This is a genomic window from Pseudovibrio sp. Tun.PSC04-5.I4 (assembly GCF_900104145.1).
GTDB lineage: Bacteria > Pseudomonadota > Alphaproteobacteria > Rhizobiales > Stappiaceae > Pseudovibrio.
The window spans coordinates 2,647,737-2,663,724 of record NZ_FNLB01000006.1 but is presented as its reverse complement, the minus strand read 5'-3'; the positions used below and the strand labels follow the sequence as shown (position 1 = coordinate 2,663,724).

Annotated in this window: 18 protein-coding genes and 1 pseudogene; 1 reads left to right on the top strand and 18 read right to left on the bottom strand. The window is 51.2% G+C overall.

Features of this window, described 5'->3' with window-relative positions:
- Positions 1 to 62 precede the first annotated feature (62 nt).
- The 14 genes and pseudogenes from hisC to BLS62_RS32250 all read right to left on the bottom strand — a co-directional run bounded on the left by hisC (position 63) and on the right by BLS62_RS32250 (position 12,871).
- Positions 63 to 1,124 carry a histidinol-phosphate transaminase gene (gene hisC / locus BLS62_RS17655; RefSeq protein ID WP_093183386.1) on the bottom strand — a complete coding sequence of 354 codons (1,062 nt, stop codon included), beginning with the start codon at positions 1,122 to 1,124 and terminating at the stop codon, positions 63 to 65.
- Between the two features lie 52 nt (positions 1,125 to 1,176).
- Complete coding sequence (locus BLS62_RS17650; protein WP_093183384.1) at positions 1,177 to 1,677, bottom strand: RNA pyrophosphohydrolase; 501 nt, start codon at positions 1,675 to 1,677, stop codon at positions 1,177 to 1,179.
- 119 nt (positions 1,678 to 1,796) lie between these two features.
- Entirely contained in the window at positions 1,797 to 2,864 is a 1,068-nt protein-coding gene (locus BLS62_RS17645) for a divergent polysaccharide deacetylase family protein (protein ID WP_208990931.1), read from the bottom strand.
- Positions 2,861 to 3,022, bottom strand: coding sequence for a hypothetical protein (locus tag BLS62_RS31750; RefSeq protein ID WP_208990930.1), 162 nt, complete (start codon positions 3,020 to 3,022; stop codon positions 2,861 to 2,863). The genes BLS62_RS17645 and BLS62_RS31750 overlap by 4 nt, the downstream gene beginning before the upstream one ends.
- A 179-nt stretch (positions 3,023 to 3,201) precedes the next feature.
- Positions 3,202 to 4,536: a S41 family peptidase gene (locus BLS62_RS17640; RefSeq protein ID WP_093183382.1), complete on the bottom strand. Its 1,335-nt coding sequence runs from the start codon at positions 4,534 to 4,536 to the stop codon at positions 3,202 to 3,204.
- Positions 4,533 to 5,894, bottom strand: a complete 1,362-nt coding sequence (locus tag BLS62_RS17635; protein WP_208990929.1) for a murein hydrolase activator EnvC family protein — start codon at positions 5,892 to 5,894, stop codon at positions 4,533 to 4,535. Before BLS62_RS17635 ends, BLS62_RS17640 begins: the two co-directional genes overlap by 4 nt.
- Positions 5,895 to 6,171: 277 nt before the next feature.
- Positions 6,172 to 6,654, bottom strand: a complete 483-nt coding sequence (gene rlmH / locus BLS62_RS17630) for a 23S rRNA (pseudouridine(1915)-N(3))-methyltransferase RlmH (protein WP_093189116.1) — start codon at positions 6,652 to 6,654, stop codon at positions 6,172 to 6,174.
- 152 nt (positions 6,655 to 6,806) lie between these two features.
- Positions 6,807 to 7,214 carry a ribosome silencing factor gene (rsfS, locus tag BLS62_RS17625; RefSeq protein ID WP_093183380.1) on the bottom strand — a complete coding sequence of 136 codons (408 nt, stop codon included), beginning with the start codon at positions 7,212 to 7,214 and terminating at the stop codon, positions 6,807 to 6,809.
- 159 nt (positions 7,215 to 7,373) lie between these two features.
- Positions 7,374 to 8,033 (bottom strand): nicotinate-nucleotide adenylyltransferase, encoded by a 660-nt coding sequence (locus BLS62_RS17620; RefSeq protein ID WP_093183377.1) that lies wholly within the window; start codon positions 8,031 to 8,033, stop codon positions 7,374 to 7,376.
- Positions 8,030 to 9,325: a glutamate-5-semialdehyde dehydrogenase gene (locus BLS62_RS17615; protein ID WP_093183375.1), complete on the bottom strand. Its 1,296-nt coding sequence runs from the start codon at positions 9,323 to 9,325 to the stop codon at positions 8,030 to 8,032. Before BLS62_RS17615 ends, BLS62_RS17620 begins: the two co-directional genes overlap by 4 nt.
- Before the next feature lie 55 nt (positions 9,326 to 9,380).
- Positions 9,381 to 10,508: a glutamate 5-kinase gene (gene proB / locus BLS62_RS17610; protein ID WP_093183372.1), complete on the bottom strand. Its 1,128-nt coding sequence runs from the start codon at positions 10,506 to 10,508 to the stop codon at positions 9,381 to 9,383.
- Positions 10,508 to 11,554, bottom strand: coding sequence for a GTPase ObgE (obgE, locus tag BLS62_RS17605; protein WP_093183371.1), 1,047 nt, complete (start codon positions 11,552 to 11,554; stop codon positions 10,508 to 10,510). Before obgE ends, proB begins: the two co-directional genes overlap by 1 nt.
- A 221-nt stretch (positions 11,555 to 11,775) precedes the next feature.
- Positions 11,776 to 12,327 carry a GNAT family N-acetyltransferase gene (locus BLS62_RS17600; protein ID WP_208990928.1) on the bottom strand — a complete coding sequence of 184 codons (552 nt, stop codon included), beginning with the start codon at positions 12,325 to 12,327 and terminating at the stop codon, positions 11,776 to 11,778.
- Positions 12,281 to 12,871 (bottom strand): annotated as a pseudogene (locus tag BLS62_RS32250) (GNAT family N-acetyltransferase). Before BLS62_RS32250 ends, BLS62_RS17600 begins: the two are co-directional and overlap by 47 nt.
- Before the next feature lie 374 nt (positions 12,872 to 13,245).
- Here BLS62_RS32250 and BLS62_RS17585 point away from each other — a divergent pair.
- Complete coding sequence (locus tag BLS62_RS17585; protein WP_093183361.1) at positions 13,246 to 13,452, top strand: cold-shock protein; 207 nt, start codon at positions 13,246 to 13,248, stop codon at positions 13,450 to 13,452.
- A 245-nt stretch (positions 13,453 to 13,697) separates the two neighbouring features.
- Here the strand turns inward: BLS62_RS17585 and BLS62_RS17580 are convergent, their stop codons facing one another.
- The 4 genes from BLS62_RS17580 to BLS62_RS17565 are packed head-to-tail and all read right to left on the bottom strand — an operon-like array spanning position 13,698 to position 15,988.
- Positions 13,698 to 14,246, bottom strand: a complete 549-nt coding sequence (locus BLS62_RS17580; protein ID WP_093183359.1) for a GNAT family N-acetyltransferase — start codon at positions 14,244 to 14,246, stop codon at positions 13,698 to 13,700.
- A 33-nt stretch (positions 14,247 to 14,279) separates the two neighbouring features.
- Positions 14,280 to 14,828 carry a GNAT family N-acetyltransferase gene (locus BLS62_RS17575; protein ID WP_093183357.1) on the bottom strand — a complete coding sequence of 183 codons (549 nt, stop codon included), beginning with the start codon at positions 14,826 to 14,828 and terminating at the stop codon, positions 14,280 to 14,282.
- A 33-nt stretch (positions 14,829 to 14,861) separates the two neighbouring features.
- Complete coding sequence (locus tag BLS62_RS17570; protein WP_093183355.1) at positions 14,862 to 15,431, bottom strand: GNAT family N-acetyltransferase; 570 nt, start codon at positions 15,429 to 15,431, stop codon at positions 14,862 to 14,864.
- A complete protein-coding gene (locus BLS62_RS17565; RefSeq protein ID WP_093183352.1) occupies positions 15,428 to 15,988 on the bottom strand; it encodes a GNAT family N-acetyltransferase in 561 nt (186 codons plus the stop codon). Before BLS62_RS17565 ends, BLS62_RS17570 begins: the two co-directional genes overlap by 4 nt.

Here is a 15,988-nt window from a genome sequence, read left to right as displayed (position 1 = left end):
TCATTCCTAAAATGCATTGCACTCAAAAGTAGTTTTTACAACATTTAGATAAAAACTCGAATTCACTCACCCACAATACTCGCTATCGCCTCTAACAAGGCATCGCATTCCTCGGTTGTTCCGATAGAAATCCTGAGCCAGTTTCTAATCGGTTCCTGCTTGAAGTGGCGAACAAGAATGCCGCGCTCTCGCAAGCCTGAAAGGAGCCTCTCAGCTGGAATGTGCTCATGCGATGCAAAAACGAAGTTGGTTGCGGACGATAAGACCTCAAAACCCAGCTTCTTGAGAGCGTCAGATGTTCTGTCCCGGTCGGCTATAACCAGATTGCGCGTCTTATCGAACCAGTCCCAGTCAGTCCACGCAGCAACAGCTCCCACTTGCGCAAGGCGGCCTAGCGGATAGGAATTGAAACTGTCTTTAACCCGTTGAAGTGCTTCAATGAGATGCGGCTGGGCAACTGCAAACCCAACACGCATACCCGCCAGACTGCGAGATTTCGAGAAAGTCTGCGTTACAATCAGGTTCTCATAGTGCGTCACAAGTCCCACCGCGCTGTCGCCGCCAAAATCCACATAGGCTTCATCAACAAGCACAACGACATCGCGGTTCTGCTGGAGTATCTGCTCAATACTTTCCAGCCCCATCGCAATGCCAGTTGGAGCGTTGGGGTTGGCAATCACCACGCCACCACAAGAACCTATGTAATCCTGCGGGTTGATCTGAAAATCCTCAGTGAGTGGGACTTTCCGATGGTCGATGGAAAAAAGCTCACAGTAGGTTTTGTAAAAACTGTAGGTGATATCAGCGAACAGGATCGGGTCTCTACCACTGAAGAAGGCGTTGAAGGCATGGGCCAGCACTTCATCACTGCCATTGCCTGCAAACACATGGCTTGCATCCAGCTTAAGGGTTGAAGCAATCGCCGCTCTCAGATCAGCCGCGGCAGGGTCTGGATAAAGCCTGAGCCCATCATCACTTGCGGAGCGGATCGCCTCCAACGCAAGGGGAGAGGGGCCATAAGGATTTTCGTTGGTGTTGAGCTTGATAAAGGACTGATGCTTTGGCTGTTCACCCGGAGTGTAAGGCACCAGTTTTTCAACGATTGGGCTCCAGAAACGGCTCATGCTTTTGTCCTAAATTACTTGTACTTAAACCTGAAGACAGCATTTTTCTCAATCAAACAGTAAACTCAGAAAATGCGGCTACAACATCCACATAGACTTGCTTTTTGAAGGGAATAACCAGACCCGGCAGGTTTTCCGCCTTCTCCCAGCGCCACTCACAAAATTCCTGAGCATGTCCCTCTGGCGGTGTCAGAATGTTGATCTCGCTGTCATCACCCTCAAAACGGAAAGCGAACCAACGTTGCTTCTGGCCGCGGTATTTTGCCTTGCGCATATTACGTTGAATTTCCTCAGGGAAATCATAGGAGATCCACTCAGAAACTTCGGAAAGCAGAGTGATGGATGTGACCGAGGTTTCTTCATAAAGCTCGCGTTTGGCAGCCTCATGCGGGTCTTCGCCCTTGTCCAACCCACCCTGAGGCATTTGCCAGGCAAAATCTTCAGGGATTGGCTGCTTATCGCCATAACGCTTACCAGCCCATACCAGCCCATCTTTGTTGATGAGCATAATGCCTACGCACGGGCGAAACGGAAGAGCGCTGTAGTCAGTCATTTTAGTCCTGTTCCTTAGGTGTATTCTCGAAAATAGTCTCTGATTTACGGGTAAGGAAATACGTGAATACAAAATACTAAACAGCTCAGTTTTGAAGCCAGCTGCCTTTGTAAACTCGCTTATCGGTCCGCATTCACCGCGGTGCTGATTGGAACAAGGGAGAGCCCCCGTTCTTCCAATCGCTCAGACCAGACTTGCAAAGCATTCAATGTCACTGGAAACGCCGTCGCCGTGGCAACCGCTATGCCGCGCTGACGTGCGATTGTCTCAAGCTCCAGCAACTGCGTGCCAATGCCTTCAGAGCTCAGATTAAGATCAAGCACAAGATCAGCTTGCACAAACGGAACCTGCTGGCTCGTCGCCAGTTTACCTGCTTTGGAGCGGGGAGAGGTTCCATCATCTACATACATCAACCCGCGGTCGCGTACTTTGCCAAGGAATTCGCCCATATACTTCTCGTTGGAGGTAAACCGGTCACCCATTAAGTTCACAAGCCCAACGTAATTACTGGTTTGTCCCAAAATCCACGCAAGACGGTCATCATTCTGCTTTGCGCTCAAGCCAATAAGCAGGCTTTGTGGGCCAGCATCATTATCTGGATAGTCAAAGGGCTCCATCGGCGTTTGCAGCAGAACTTCGTGTCCTGATAAACGTGCCGCCTGCATCCAGTTGTCGACATCATCTCCATAAGGAGAGAGCGCCAATGAGATATCGGAGGGCAGATCTTCGATAGCCTTGATGGTCATATCCGAATTGAGGCCAACGCCATTGACCAGAATAGCGATGCGAGCTTGGGTCAGTGTCGCAGGATTAGGCCTGCGGGCATAAGCATCAAGCGGACGAATGCCTTCCTCTGAAATTTTGGGAAGAGCACCGTAGGAGCTTGGTTCCAACAACTGCTCAACCGGATCTATTGAAAGCGTTTCGCCAGAGAACCCGCCATCCAAGCCGTCATAACCGGCTTTGCGAGCAAGCTCAATCAAAGGTGTTGGGCCATTGGCTTGATTGGTGAGGTTGTTGCCAAGTGTTTGTTGGCGTTGTTTGCTGCCGGGTAGGCCGACAAAGCCACTAGATCCAGGTTTTTGCGCTTCTGCCTGTTCCAGCTGAGCACGATCTGGCAGATTGACTATCTCAATATCGCTGGGCGCAACACCATCAATAGCACTCGAAAGCTTAATGGTTGTCATTGGCTCCCCCCATTGGGGTCATCAACAATGCCAATCCAGATAAAACCTGTAGTGAGAACAACGGTCATAATAGCGACGCCGACCAGCCCAAGTGGCAGTCGTCTAATGCCTCCACGCTTGTTCATTCCAAGCGGAGCTGTCAAGTCGCTCCCAGCCATTGGTGCCCCCACCACTTAAACGTACTCCCGGAAAGTGCCTCCGGTTTTCAAAGAAGAATACGCTCTAAAACAAAAAAATAAAGCAGTTTGGCCAGAACAAAGCTAAGGCCGGTTGTTTCAATATAGAGCCACCGCGCTAAACATATGGTGTTAGGCGCGGCGGGCTTTTATCCTGTCATTTAGTTAGATGTGTTTGCTGCACTGTCAGCTGCTGGTGGGAAGGCTGTATCAGTCTTCTCGCCGCGAAGCAGAGCTTTCGCCAAATTCAGCTGCACATCCTTGTCTTTGTCCTGCGGCACATAAGCCTGGCTACCAGAACCTTCATCGCCTTCTTCAGCTTGAAGGTGACCACGAAGACCAGCTTCGCCCTTGGTCTCTGCGCGGCCTTTCAGCTCTTCAGGAAGTTCCTGCAAGGAAACGATGTCCGGGCGGATACCCTTAGCCTGAATGGAGTTGCCAGAAGGCGTGTAGTAACGGGCGGTCGTCAGACGGATCGCACCATTCGCACCAAGTGGGATAATGGTTTGAACAGACCCCTTACCGAAGGAACGCGTGCCAAGGATTGTTGCACGGCGATGATCCTGCAGCGCACCGGCTACAATTTCAGAAGCTGAAGCAGAACCGCCATTCATCAGAACGATCACAGGAGAACCTTCAGTCAGGTCACCAATGCGAGCGTTGTAGCGCTGGGTTTCTTCTGCATTCCGGCCACGGGTGGAAACAATTTCACCACGGTTCAGGAAGGCGTCAGAAACGGCAATCGCCTGATCAAGCAAACCACCTGGGTTGTTGCGCAGATCCAGCACAAAGCCCTTCAGTTTATCTTCGCCAATCTCGGCTGTTAGTTCTTTAACAGCGTTTTCAAGGCCTTCAAAGGTCTGTTCATTGAACTGCGTGATGCGAATATACCCGACATCCTCTTCTTTGTTCCACCGAACAGAGCGGATGCGGATCACGTCACGTGTTATTGTAATATCGGTTGGTTCGTTGATACCTTCACGACGCACGGTAATGATGATGTCTGTATTCACCAGACCGCGCATTTTCTCAACGGCTTCGTTCAAGGTAAGGCCCATAACCTGTTCCCCATCAAGATGGGTAATCAGATCACCAGGCTGTACGCCCGCTTTATACGCCGGAGTATCGTCAATAGGAGCAACAACCTTCACAAGGCCGTCTTCCATAGTCACTTCAATACCAAGACCGCCAAACTCGCCGCGCGTCTGCACCTGCATATCGCGGAAGCTTTTTGGTGGCAGGTAGCTGGAGTGTGGATCAAGGCTTGTAAGCATGCCGTTGATCGCGGTCTCGATCAGCTTGGAGTCTGTTGGCTCCTCAACATAATCAGAGCGTACACGCTCAAAAACGTCTCCAAACAGATTAAGCTGATTGTACGTATCGGGAGACGCAGCTGCTGCTGGCTCAGCAAACCTGAACGGGACCTGAGAGTATGTTACGACCGCCGTAGCCCCCATGACCACGCCAATCAGCAAGAACGATGCTTTCCGTATCATCCGCGAACCTTTTCGTTTTCGGCGCGAGACCACCATGGGCTGGGGTCGATTGCAGTGCCGTCTTTCCTGAATTCTACATATAAAACCGGCTGATCCAAACTAAAATTAAGGTTATTAGCGCTTGCGAGGCGCGTTTCTCCCATTTTAGCGACTGGTTCACCGGCTAGAATGAATTGCCCTAGCTCAACCATGATGTTGTCCATACCAGACAACAGGACATGGTGCCCGCCGCCTGCATTTACAATTACCATCTGCCCGTAAGAGCGGAAATCCCCTGCATACACCACCCATCCATCAGTGGGGGAGGTGACTTGGGCGTTAGGGCGCGTTGCAATGGATTGACCAGTGGTCGTATTCCCAAAACCATCCGCAACCCCAAAGTCTTGTAGTAGTGTGCCGGATACCGGATCAGGCAAAAGCCCAAGGGTGTCCGCAAAAGCAACAACCGGTTTTAATCGGCTTGGGTCAGCAAACGGGTCACCGGAAGCAATCCGGTCTTGCCGTTCTATGTCCGCAAGTCGCGCTGCTTCCGCTGCGCGTCTGCTGCTTTCCACGTCTCGTTCAAGGTTAGCAAGCAACTCTTTCAAAGAGGTTGCCTTCTGGGCAAGTTCCTTTGCGCGAGCCTTCTCGGCTTCCAGCGCTGCGAGGCTATCTTGCCGTGCTGACTTTTTCTTTTCTAAAAGTAATTCAACACGATGGCGTTCTTCTGCCATCTGAATTGCACCACTTCGAACTCTGTTGCGCTCTGCTTCAATTTTTGCCCTCAACCTTGTCAGTTCAGCAAGGTCACTGGCCAAAGCCTCCGCCTCAATCCGCACTTCGGGCATGATTGAGTTGAGCAAAATAGCGCTGCGCACGGCACCAAGAGCATCTTGAGGGCGCACGACCATTGCAGGGGGAGGCCGATGACCAATCCGTTGCAGAGCACTCAGAACTTCAGCTAAAATATCTTTGCGTTCATTCAATGACGCGCGAACAGATTGCTCGTTTTTGCGGTGGCGCCCCAAGCGCGCTTCCGTGGCTTCCAGCTGGTTCTCCAGCTTCTTCATGCGCTCGCCGGTGCGGATCAATTCCCCATTCAGACTCTCGCCATCGCGCTCCAACGCACGAATAGAACGCTGAATTTCCTCCCGCTTCTCAGAAGAAAGAGAGATGTTCTCGTTCAGATCGCGCAACTCATATTCACGCGCCTGCTTGAGTTTCAGCGCTTCAGCAGCTGGGTCTTTCTGGTCAACTTTCAGGGAGATATTTGTCAGCTTTTGCGCAGTGCCTTGCAGCGGCAGCCCAACAGCAACCACAAAAAACAAGACGAAACTTGTCACCAACTGGAGGATCCGGCTTCCTCTGAGACGCAACAACTGAACTCCTAAAGCGCATTCCCAGAAAGGGCCTGATTTTCTGAAAAGAACACGCATAAAACAACTAGCCAAAACAAGCAGCTAATAGGCTACTTGAATGGTCAACGCTGAGGATAATGAACAGACAGCGTTAAGGAAGTGTCAACCACGTTTGAAGGCTTAGCGACTTACACGGGAAACATCAATATCCACAACACTGCCAATCCTCTTACAGGCTGAACTTGTACATGGTCTTGCGTGGGGATTTTAGAGAGGCATGCAGGCACCACCAGCGAAATCAGGCACGGTGGTAGGGGTGGCCAGTTAAAATTGTGATGGCACGATAGATTTGCTCGCCGCACATAATCCGCACCATTTGATGCGGCCATGTCATGGAACCAAGAGCGAGCTTTAGGTCAGCGCGTTGCAAAAGGGCTTGTCCATGCCCGTCAGCACCACCAATGGCCAGCACAATGTCAGAGGTGCCTTGATCAGCCCAGTCACCAACCTTTTTAGCAAACACCTCACTGGAAAGGGCTTTGCCGTGCTCATCCAGCGCAATAAGGATCGCGCCAGAAGGAAGCGCATTGAGCAGAAACTGCGCTTCTTCGTCTTTTCGCTCGGTTGTGCGGGCAGCCCGGCTTTCTGTAAATTCAACCACAGACACAGATGTAACGCCAACGGACCGGCCCGCTTTACGCGCACGGTCCAGATAGCGTTCACACATGTCCTTTTCCGCGCCAGCTTTCATTTTGCCAACGCAGGCAATCGTGACTTTCATGAAGTCTCCGAGGGTTGAATGACGGTTTTCCGTCAGTTCAGAGGCAAGCAGGTTAACCCACAAAAGCGCGCACTAATTCAAAACCGCCATCTCATAGAAATGGCAGTTGGATTAAGCAGCGCAAAACACCGGACCTCAAAGGAGGTCAGGTATTATCCGATGAACTGTGTCGGCTCAGTGCTATCCGCGGACCACATTTTCTCGATATTGTAGAAACTGCGGACTTCTGGGCGGAAAATGTGAATGATTGCATCACCGATATCGATGAGCACCCAGTCACAATGCGGCATGCCTTCAATGCGGGCACCGGTGTAGCCTGCCAGTTTCAGATCACGGAGCAAGTGGTCAGCAACAGCGCCAACATGGCGATGTGAGCGGCCAGAAGCCACAACCATGTAGTCAGCCAATGCAGACTTGCCAGCAAGATCTACGGATACGATCTCTTCAGCCTTGGAGTCATCCAGGCTTTTGACGATCAGTGCAAGCACATCCCCGTTTTCGGAGGTGTCGTGCGGTTGAAGAGGAGCGATGGTGTCCGTCCCTTCATGTTGAGTTATCATGGTCAGCTAAGCGCCCTCGCCATGGTTAAAGATAAGCAGATTGCATCTGCCATGTAAGATAGCTTGGAATGCACAAACTCAAGCCTTCCGTCAAGAAGAATACTCAGGTCCCTATGGCATTTTCAAGACACTTGTCGCTGCAAACCGCGCAAGTTTCCCTTAGGCGTGTCCTCTATCCCTCAGTAAAGTGGAGGAGGTTTCGTCTAGCGGGCCATGTAGAATGGTCCAGCAAGGGGCTTTGCACTCAGGCAGCTGGCGTGCACTTTCCTCTTTTATCTGAGCAAAGGCATACCTCTGGCAAACGCGAGCTGAAAGAGACGAAAGCGTCGCTTTAGGCCTGTCAACGATTGCCACAGGCACCCCTTCTATAATGCTCTGCCAGTTTTGCCAATGGTGAAAATTTGCGAGATTGTCTGCACCCATCACCCAGACAAAGTTCAACCTTGGTCGGATACGCCGCAAACTCTTCAAAGTGCTTGCTGTATAAGAGGTGCCGAGAACAGCTTCAAAAGCCGTCACCTTCATGCGTGGGTGCCGCGCCAGCGCTTTTGTCGCACATACCCGCTCTTCCAAAGATGTCAGTTCGTGGCGGGATTTTAGCGGATTGCCGGGCGTAACCAACCACCAGATCTGATCCAACTCCAGCCGGCGCAGGGCGGTTTCAGCCACCAGAAAATGGCCGGGATGCGGAGGATTGAAGGAACCGCCAAACAATCCAATGCGATTTCCGTCAGCTGCATAGGGCAGGCGCAGCCAGGAAGGTGGCACCTCTCCCAGCTTGCCGCGGCTATCAAAGGTTTGTGGGTCTGTTACGATCATGGACGGGTTTGGCCAGTCCCGCGAACGACATATTTGAAGCTGGTCAGCTGCTCAACACCTACCGGACCACGTGCATGCATACGGCCTGTGGCGATGCCAATTTCTGCGCCCATACCAAACTCTCCGCCATCTGCAAACTGTGTGGATGCATTGTGAAGAACAATTGCGGAATCCACTTCTGCGAGGAATTTTTGAGCCGCAACCTGATCCTCGGTGATGATGCAGTCGGTGTGGTTGGAGCCGTATTCACTGATGTGCTCAATTGCATCAACCAGACCGCCAACAATCTTCACGGAGATAATAGCGGCCAGATATTCTGTCGCCCAATCTTCCGCAGAAGCCTCCTTCGCGCTCGGGTAAAGCATCAACACTTCTTCATCACCGCGAATTTCACAGCCCTTCTGCCGAAGTGCAGCAAGGATTGGAGGCAGGTGTGTCGCAGCAACTGCTTCGTCCACCAACAAAGTTTCAGCCGCGCCACAAATGCCTGTGCGTCGCAGTTTAGAATTCACAACAATGTCTACCGCTTTATCCAGATCGGCGTTCTTATCGATGAAAATGTGAACCAGCCCCTCAAGGTGGGCAAACACCGGCACGCGAGCTTCCTCCTGCACCCGTGCCACAAGGCTTTTGCCGCCACGTGGAATGATCACATCCAGATTGCCATTCAGACCTTTTAGCATTTCGCCCACGGCAGCGCGGTCTTTCACCGGTACAACTTGAATTGCATCAACAGGCAAGCCAGCATCAGCCAGTCCGGATTGCAGAGCCTTATAAATGGCAAGGTTGGAGTTGATGGTGTCAGAACCACCGCGCAGAATAACCGCATTGCCCGCTTTCAGGCACAGGGCGCCAGCATCAGCTGTCACATTGGGACGGCTTTCATAAACCACGCCGATCACACCAAGGGGTGTCCGTACGCGGGAGATGTCCAGTCCGTTTGGGCGGGTCCATTGAGCAATATTGCTGCCAACCGGATCGTCCAGCTTGGAAATGTCTTCCAGTGCGCCAGCAATGGCTTCAATGCGCTCTTCGTTTAAGGTGCCGCGATCAATAAAGGAGGTTTGCTGATTGTTGGCCGTCATTGCGTCCAGATCAAGAGCATTGGCAGCGAGGATTTGCGGAGTTGCAGCGCGAACAGCAGCAGCCATTGCCTCCAGGCCTTTGTTCTTTTGGCTTGTGGGAGCAATTGCAAGAACACGAGCTGCCGCGCGTGCTTTCTTGCCAATGGTCGCCATCAGGTCACAAATGCTGGTATTTCCCGCATTTGCTGTTTCAGAACTAGTCAGCATCTGCAAAACCCTTAAATCATCGCCGGTTGAAGCTCTTCAACCTAAACAGTTTCTATCAATTATCCAAATCAGAAGTTGAGAGCACAAGATCATCTGTATGGATCATCTCTGCGCGCCCCGCATAACCGATAATAGCTTCAATTTCCCTGCTGTTGCGCCCAATGATGAGAGAGGCCTCGCCGTAATCATAGGCAATAAGGCCCCGGCCCACATCATGGCCATCAGCATTTAAAAGACGTACCGCATCCCCGCGAGTGAATGTGCCGTCAACTTTGGTCACGCCAGCAGGCAGCAAGCTCTTGCCAGCTTTAACGGCCTTTAATGCACCTGCATCCAATTGCACTGTACCATGTGGTTTCAAGTGACCGCTGATCCACGTCTTCCGAGCTCGCGAGGGAGAAGAGGGAGCAGGGAACCAAGTTGCGCGTGCGCCATTCTCAATCGCAGTCAGCGGGTTCATGGTCTTGCCGCTGGCAATAATCATGGTGGTCCCGGCAGATTGCGAGATTTTCGCCGCATCGATCTTGGTTTTCATGCCGCCAGAGGAAAACGCAGAGCCAGCAGAACCGGCCATCGCTTCAATCTCTTGTGTGACCTGTGGAACTTCCGGCAAAAAGATCGCATTGGGATCCTTTTGCGGCGCAGCAGTATAAAGGCCATCAACATCAGAGAGCAGCACCAAGAGGTCCGCACTCGCCATTGTCGCCACACGGGCGCCAAGACGGTCATTATCGCCATACCGGATTTCGGAGGTCGCAACAGTGTCGTTCTCGTTGATGATCGGTACAGCGCCCATTTTCAGCAGGGTGCCAATGGTTTCACGCGCATTGAGGTAGCGGCGACGTTCCTCTGTATCTCCAAGGGTCAGCAGGATCTGACCAGCAGTCAGACCCCGTTCGCCGAGAATTTCAGAGTAAGCCTGAGCAAGTGCAATCTGACCGACAGAAGCAGCGGCTTGCGCCTGCTCCAGCTTCAGCGGACCAGACGGCAAACCCAACACACCACGACCAAGAGCGATGGAACCAGAGGAAACAACCAGCACTTCTTTTCCGGCCTCGGAAAGAGCTTGCAGGTCATCTGCCAGAGATTCCAGCCAGTCTCGTTTCAAGCGGCCATTTTCAACCAGTAGAGCTGAGCCGATTTTGACAGTGATGCGCTTATAGTCGCTCAGGCTTCGAGCCATTAGGGACGCCATTCCTCAATCTTGTCGGTAAGAAGGGCTTTTGCCTCTTCCTGCTTGTTTTTGTCAATGGCGCGAATGACCATACGTTGAGCCGTATCGATGTTTTCACCACTGGCAGCAGAAATGACAAGTGGTGTCTGGCCACAAGCTTCTTCGAGCGCTTTAAAACGCTCTTCGCGCAGTTCGTCCGTCAAGGAGTCAGCTTTGGAAAGACACACAATTTCAGTCTTTTCACCAAGGCCATGACCGTAGGCTTCCAGCTCACCACGAATGGTGTGGTATGCATCTGCCGGGTCTTCAACACCAGAGCCATCGACAAGGTGCAGCAGAACGCGTGTCCGCTCGATATGGCCGAGGAAACGGTCTCCAAGACCCTGACCCAGAGACGCGCCACGGATAAGGCCCGGAATATCAGCCAGCACAAACCCGCGGCCATCAAGTTCACAAACACCAAGGTTCGGGTGCAAAGTCGTGAACGGGTAATCCGCAATCTTCGGACGTGCCGCTGAAACAGCGGCGAGGAAAGTGGACTTACCAGCGTTTGGTAAACCAACAAGGCCAGCATCCGCAATCAGCTTCAAGCGCAGCCAGATCCACTTCTCTTCGCCTTCAAGGCCCGGATTGGCGTGGCGTGGTGCCTGATTTTTTGAGGATTTAAAGTGCGCATTACCAAACCCGCCATTGCCGCCCTTCATCAGGAGCAGGCGTTGACCGACTCTCGTCATATCTGCAACAACGGTCTCGTTGTCTTCATCCAGAATTTCAGTTCCAACCGGAACGCGGAGCACAACATCGTCGCCTTTGGCGCCGGTTCTGTTGCGGCCCATGCCGTGCATACCAATTTTAGCTTTGAAGTGCTGCGAATAGCGGTAATCAATCAGCGTATTCAGGCCGTCAGCGCATTCAACCCATACATCACCACCGCGACCACCGTCGCCGCCGTCTGGGCCGCCTTCTGCTACATATTTCTCACGCCGGAAACTAACGCTGCCTGCGCCGCCGTCACCGGACTTTACATAGATCTTTGCCTGATCAAGGAATTTCATATTATTCTCTTTCGTCCGTCTGTGACGTTCTTTGAGAGCCGTCTTAAAGCCCTATTGCCGTGGAGCCAAGTCTACAACGACAATTCTGGCTAATTTTATTACTAGCCTGGCCAAAAAATCGCTCTGTTACGGCGCTTACAAGGCCCATAAGAACAGCCAAAAGGCCCGCAACCCGGTTGGGTCGCAAGCCTTTACTGATGCATAAGAGACGATACCAAGCTTTAAGCTGCGATGGCCTGCATTGCTTGCCAGCGGTCTTTGGTGAGTGTGACCGTTGTATAGTCCATCTCGATATCACCACGAGCCCGGTTCTTTTCCTTGGTCTCGCCAGTAACCTCAAACCCGTTCTTCTGAAGTACATTCAAAGATTTCGGGTTGATGGTGAACAGGCCGGTATTCATAGCCAAGGCACTCAGGCGGTTAAATACGTAATCGCAAACCATGTTGGTTGCTTCACTCGCATAACCCTTGCCCCATGCAGACTTCGCCAACCAATAGCCAAGATGCGGGGTGGTCGATACATTACGAATGCCGATGACACCGACCAAACCTTCGCCGTTGTCGATAACCCAGTTGATCTCTTCATTGTGTGGTGTGGTGAGGCAATGGTCAAACCACCATTCGCCATCATCCTTAGTGTAAGGGTGCGGAACCACGGTGAGCATCTTACTCACATCGAAGTCACTCAGAAATTCATTGTGAATGTCGAAATCGCTCTTACGAAAATCACGTAGTATCAACCGCTCGGAATGCAGCTCCGGAAACATCGCCATCTCTTCTTATTGTTCTTTGGGCACCTTTCGCAGTTTCGCGAAAGCGCTCCTTACATAATTCGAGGAGATAGTGGGGGATCAGCTCTTTGCCGCGAGCGCGGCTTTGTTTCAACTCTTCACCAACTATCTCAAAACCAAGCCTTGTTAAGATCCGTTGGGAAATCGGGTTCTCTTTAAATACACCGGCCCTAAGAAGCTGCTGATCAGTTTGATGGAAGAGATAGTGCAAGGCTGTTGCCGCAGCCTCGCTCATATACCCTTGGCCCTAAAAGGGCTTGCCCAGCCAATAGCCGAATGTCGCTGAACCGTTTTAATTGTTCGCGCCAACCGTGCCAATAAGACCAGACCCATCATCAATCACCCAATTCACCGTCTGTGACGGGTCTGCGGATATATTGAAGTCGATCCACGCCTGCGCGTCTTCCTCGCTATAAGGAAAAGTGACAGGCGTCAGCATCTTGGAGATATTAAAATCCGAGAGGAACTCTAAAAGCTTGGCGCGGTCACTATCGCGGTAGGCTCTCAAATGCAAGCGCTTAGACATCAAAATTGGAAAATTATTCATAGCCTGAGAATTCCTTTAATGTGAAATATCATGCTGAAATAATGCCTAGGGTGAAAGGGGTGCTGATATATTTCGACTGGTATGGTCCCCTAAAGAGTGCTGCTGGTTGTCAAAAAAATATTATTAACGCTCTAATCAACAAAAACAGCGAGTTATGCCCAAAAAATTCGAATTTAATAAGCTTAATTGACAGGGCGGGCTTTACTTCCGTGTCAGAATATGGAATTCCCTGTCTCACGTTAAGACTATCGACACCCTGTCTCCCTTTTTAGGGCGTCAGAGCACTCGATTTTGCCCTGACGCTAATTAGTCGCAGCATACCGCAGCGACAAACTAACTTAGGAGATACCACGATGGCTAAAGGCACCGTGAAATGGTTCAACGGCACTAAAGGTTTCGGTTTTATTGCACCTGAAGATGGCAGCAACGATGTATTCGTTCACATTTCAGCTGTAGAGCGCTCCGGTCTTTCCACATTGGCTGATGGCCAGGACGTAACTTACGACCTGGAAACTGGTCGTGATGGCCGCGCAAGCGCTGTGAACCTCGAAACCGTATAATTCGAGCCGTTACAGTTTAAAAAGAGCGCAGCAATGCGCTCTTTTTTTTGTCCAGATTTTGTATTCCCAGATCAACACCACCCCCAATTGCCTAACGTCCCGCATTATTTCTAGCTTGATCAGCATGGGGTCCACATCCTCGCGAGCGCTGCTTTGATGGGTGCCATAGTCGACCACTGTAAACCCGTTCTGATCTGAGAACTGGAAGCATCTTTCTTCCAAAATTTGAGTGTGAACATAACGGCTTAAGTTAAAAGCATAGGTGTCGCTTCCCACTGCTCTCTCGTTAAAATCAGTTCGGTTTTCTCAAGCTCTTCGCGGCTTCGTGCAAGCGGGTGTGCAACGCCATGACCCCAGTCAATAAATCCATTTTTTCTGAGGACTTTGAGCGAACCAATATTCTCGGATAGTGCGGAAGAGTGCAGTCTCTCTAATCTCAAGGTTTCAAAGCAATACCTGATGACCTCCGCAGCTGCTTCACTCGCAAAACCTCTATTCCAATAGGTTTCTGCAATCCAGTAGCCGAGAAACGGCTCATTGTTGGAGAGCTTCAAAGCGCTGATGACGCCTATAAAATCGCCCTCCGTCTCGATTACCCATGCTGTTTGAGTGCTCAAAGGGCTTTCCAGGCAATAATTGATCCACCGTTGGCCATCCATTTGCGTATAGGGGAAGGGTACATGAGCCAGCATTTTGGCAATAGTGTAATTGTTAATGTGTTTGCAGAGTGAATTGAGATCACTCTGCTCTACTTCGCGCAAAACTAAGCGTTTTGTCTTCAAATTCGGAAACATCAAAAACTCCGAGAAATGCCTCTACTTCAAAATCTAAACTGTGATGGCCCGCATCGCTTCCCAGAGGTCGCGGGTAAGCTCCACCTCAATGAGCGTTACTTCCTCATCGCCACGGGCGCGGCTTTTATCTGGCCGTGATCCAATGGTTTGAAAACCGTTTTTCGCCAACACGTTGCGCGAACCGGAATTCTCGCTAAAGGCACCGGAACTCACTTTGGTAGCACCAAGGACTTCAAAGCAGTAGTTGACCACGGCTTCCGCAGCCTCGCTCATATAGCCCTTGCCCCAATAGGTTTCCGTTAGCCAATACCCAATGCGGGGAATGCCATCTTCAGCAATGCGAATGCCAATCATGCCCGATAACCCATGCTCGGTCTCAATGACCCAGTTAATCTCCTCTGTAAGAGGCGTTTCTTTGCAGTGGGTTAGCCACCACTCACCATCTGCGTTGGTGTAGGGGTATGGCACATTATTCAGCATTTTGCTGACCTCAAAGTTATTGAGGTGGTCGCAAATTGGCTCCAGATCATCATCTTTCAATTTGCGAAGGGTCAGGCGATCTGTGTTGAGCACGGGAAACATTGATAGCTCCAATTATCTGTCTAAAATGGTGAGTTAGTTTTTGGAAGATATTTCAGTGAAGCGCGCGGTGGCCATCTCTAGTTCGGTTTCATCCAGTAGGATTCTACCTCGGGCCCGGCAGGGGTGAGTAGATTTTCCTGTCACGGTGAAGCCTAGCTTTTCCAACACGCGTAAAGAGGCCGGATTGCCTTCAAAAACACCCGTTTGAACAACGGGAACAAGTCGCTCTTCGAACAGGAAGCAAAGCGCTGCAAACACGGCCTCACTCATAAAGCCCTTGCCCCAATGATCCTGCCCCAGCCAATAGCCAACACGTGGAGTGCCCTGAAGGTTCTTCACCCTCAAGTTTCCGCAAAAAACACCAGCATGTTCAATGGCCCAAGTGATGTTCTGGGTCGGGTCTTCAGCTCTCACGCTCTCCAGATACGAAACACCGTCCGCTTCAGTGAAGGGGTGGGGCTGCGTACTTAGATTTTTAGTCACCTCAAAATTGGCGAGATAAGCGCAAACTGAGGTTAGATCGTCCTGCCTCAATTGGCGTAGGACCAGTCGCTTGCTTTGAAGAACGGGAAATGTGGGAAGCTCAGAGTTCTGATCTTTCATAAATCCGCGCCCTCCAAGACTTTTGTGGCGGCAATAAATGCATCCTTAGGGAGTTCCAAAAGGATATGCGGAATCTCTGCGCCACCACGCCCTTTGGAGGAGATGGTCTCCAATCCAACCCTGTGAAAACCCATTTTCTCCAAAAGCCGATAGGAGGCAGGATTGTCGTTGAACACGCCAGCGGAGAAGAGGGAGACATCGCGCAGCGCAAAAGCATAGCTCAACGTAGCTTGCAAAGCCTCACTCATATAGCCGTTGCCCCAATGCGGCTTGCCAAGCCAATATCCAGTCCAGCATTTGGGGCCGTCAAACTTAGCCCAGATGGTGCCGACGAGACCAGTACCATCATCAATCACCCAGAGGACCACATCTTTGGGCTTGTTGGTCTTGGCTCGATTGATGAAGAATTTTCCGTCTTCCTCGGTAAAGGGATGAGGCATGCCAGAGAGCATACTGGCAACCTCATAGGTGTTGGCATAGGCAACCAACCGAGGCAGATCGGTGTCTCGCGCCTGACGCAATATCAGGCGCGATGTTTTAAGCTCGGGAAACAACAT

What these genes read in the sequence shown, in the direction of transcription:
- hisC (WP_093183386.1), bottom strand. Translation starts at nt 1,124, where the DNA reads ATGAGCCGTTTCTGGAGCCCAATCGTTGAAAAACTGGTGCCTTACACT.
- BLS62_RS17650 (WP_093183384.1), bottom strand. Translation starts at nt 1,677, where the DNA reads ATGACTGACTACAGCGCTCTTCCGTTTCGCCCGTGCGTAGGCATTATG.
- BLS62_RS17645 (WP_208990931.1), bottom strand. Translation starts at nt 2,864, where the DNA reads ATGACAACCATTAAGCTTTCGAGTGCTATTGATGGTGTTGCGCCCAGC.
- BLS62_RS31750 (WP_208990930.1), bottom strand. Translation starts at nt 3,022, where the DNA reads ATGGCTGGGAGCGACTTGACAGCTCCGCTTGGAATGAACAAGCGTGGA.
- BLS62_RS17640 (WP_093183382.1), bottom strand. Translation starts at nt 4,536, where the DNA reads ATGATACGGAAAGCATCGTTCTTGCTGATTGGCGTGGTCATGGGGGCT.
- rlmH (WP_093189116.1), bottom strand. Translation starts at nt 6,654, where the DNA reads ATGAAAGTCACGATTGCCTGCGTTGGCAAAATGAAAGCTGGCGCGGAA.
- rsfS (WP_093183380.1), bottom strand. Translation starts at nt 7,214, where the DNA reads ATGATAACTCAACATGAAGGGACGGACACCATCGCTCCTCTTCAACCG.
- BLS62_RS17620 (WP_093183377.1), bottom strand. Translation starts at nt 8,033, where the DNA reads ATGATCGTAACAGACCCACAAACCTTTGATAGCCGCGGCAAGCTGGGA.
- BLS62_RS17615 (WP_093183375.1), bottom strand. Translation starts at nt 9,325, where the DNA reads ATGCTGACTAGTTCTGAAACAGCAAATGCGGGAAATACCAGCATTTGT.
- proB (WP_093183372.1), bottom strand. Translation starts at nt 10,508, where the DNA reads ATGGCTCGAAGCCTGAGCGACTATAAGCGCATCACTGTCAAAATCGGC.
- obgE (WP_093183371.1), bottom strand. Translation starts at nt 11,554, where the DNA reads ATGAAATTCCTTGATCAGGCAAAGATCTATGTAAAGTCCGGTGACGGC.
- BLS62_RS17600 (WP_208990928.1), bottom strand. Translation starts at nt 12,327, where the DNA reads ATGGCGATGTTTCCGGAGCTGCATTCCGAGCGGTTGATACTACGTGAT.
- BLS62_RS17585 (WP_093183361.1), top strand. Translation starts at nt 13,246, where the DNA reads ATGGCTAAAGGCACCGTGAAATGGTTCAACGGCACTAAAGGTTTCGGT.
- BLS62_RS17580 (WP_093183359.1), bottom strand. Translation starts at nt 14,246, where the DNA reads ATGTTTCCGAATTTGAAGACAAAACGCTTAGTTTTGCGCGAAGTAGAG.
- BLS62_RS17575 (WP_093183357.1), bottom strand. Translation starts at nt 14,828, where the DNA reads ATGTTTCCCGTGCTCAACACAGATCGCCTGACCCTTCGCAAATTGAAA.
- BLS62_RS17570 (WP_093183355.1), bottom strand. Translation starts at nt 15,431, where the DNA reads ATGAAAGATCAGAACTCTGAGCTTCCCACATTTCCCGTTCTTCAAAGC.
- BLS62_RS17565 (WP_093183352.1), bottom strand. Translation starts at nt 15,988, where the DNA reads ATGTTGTTTCCCGAGCTTAAAACATCGCGCCTGATATTGCGTCAGGCG.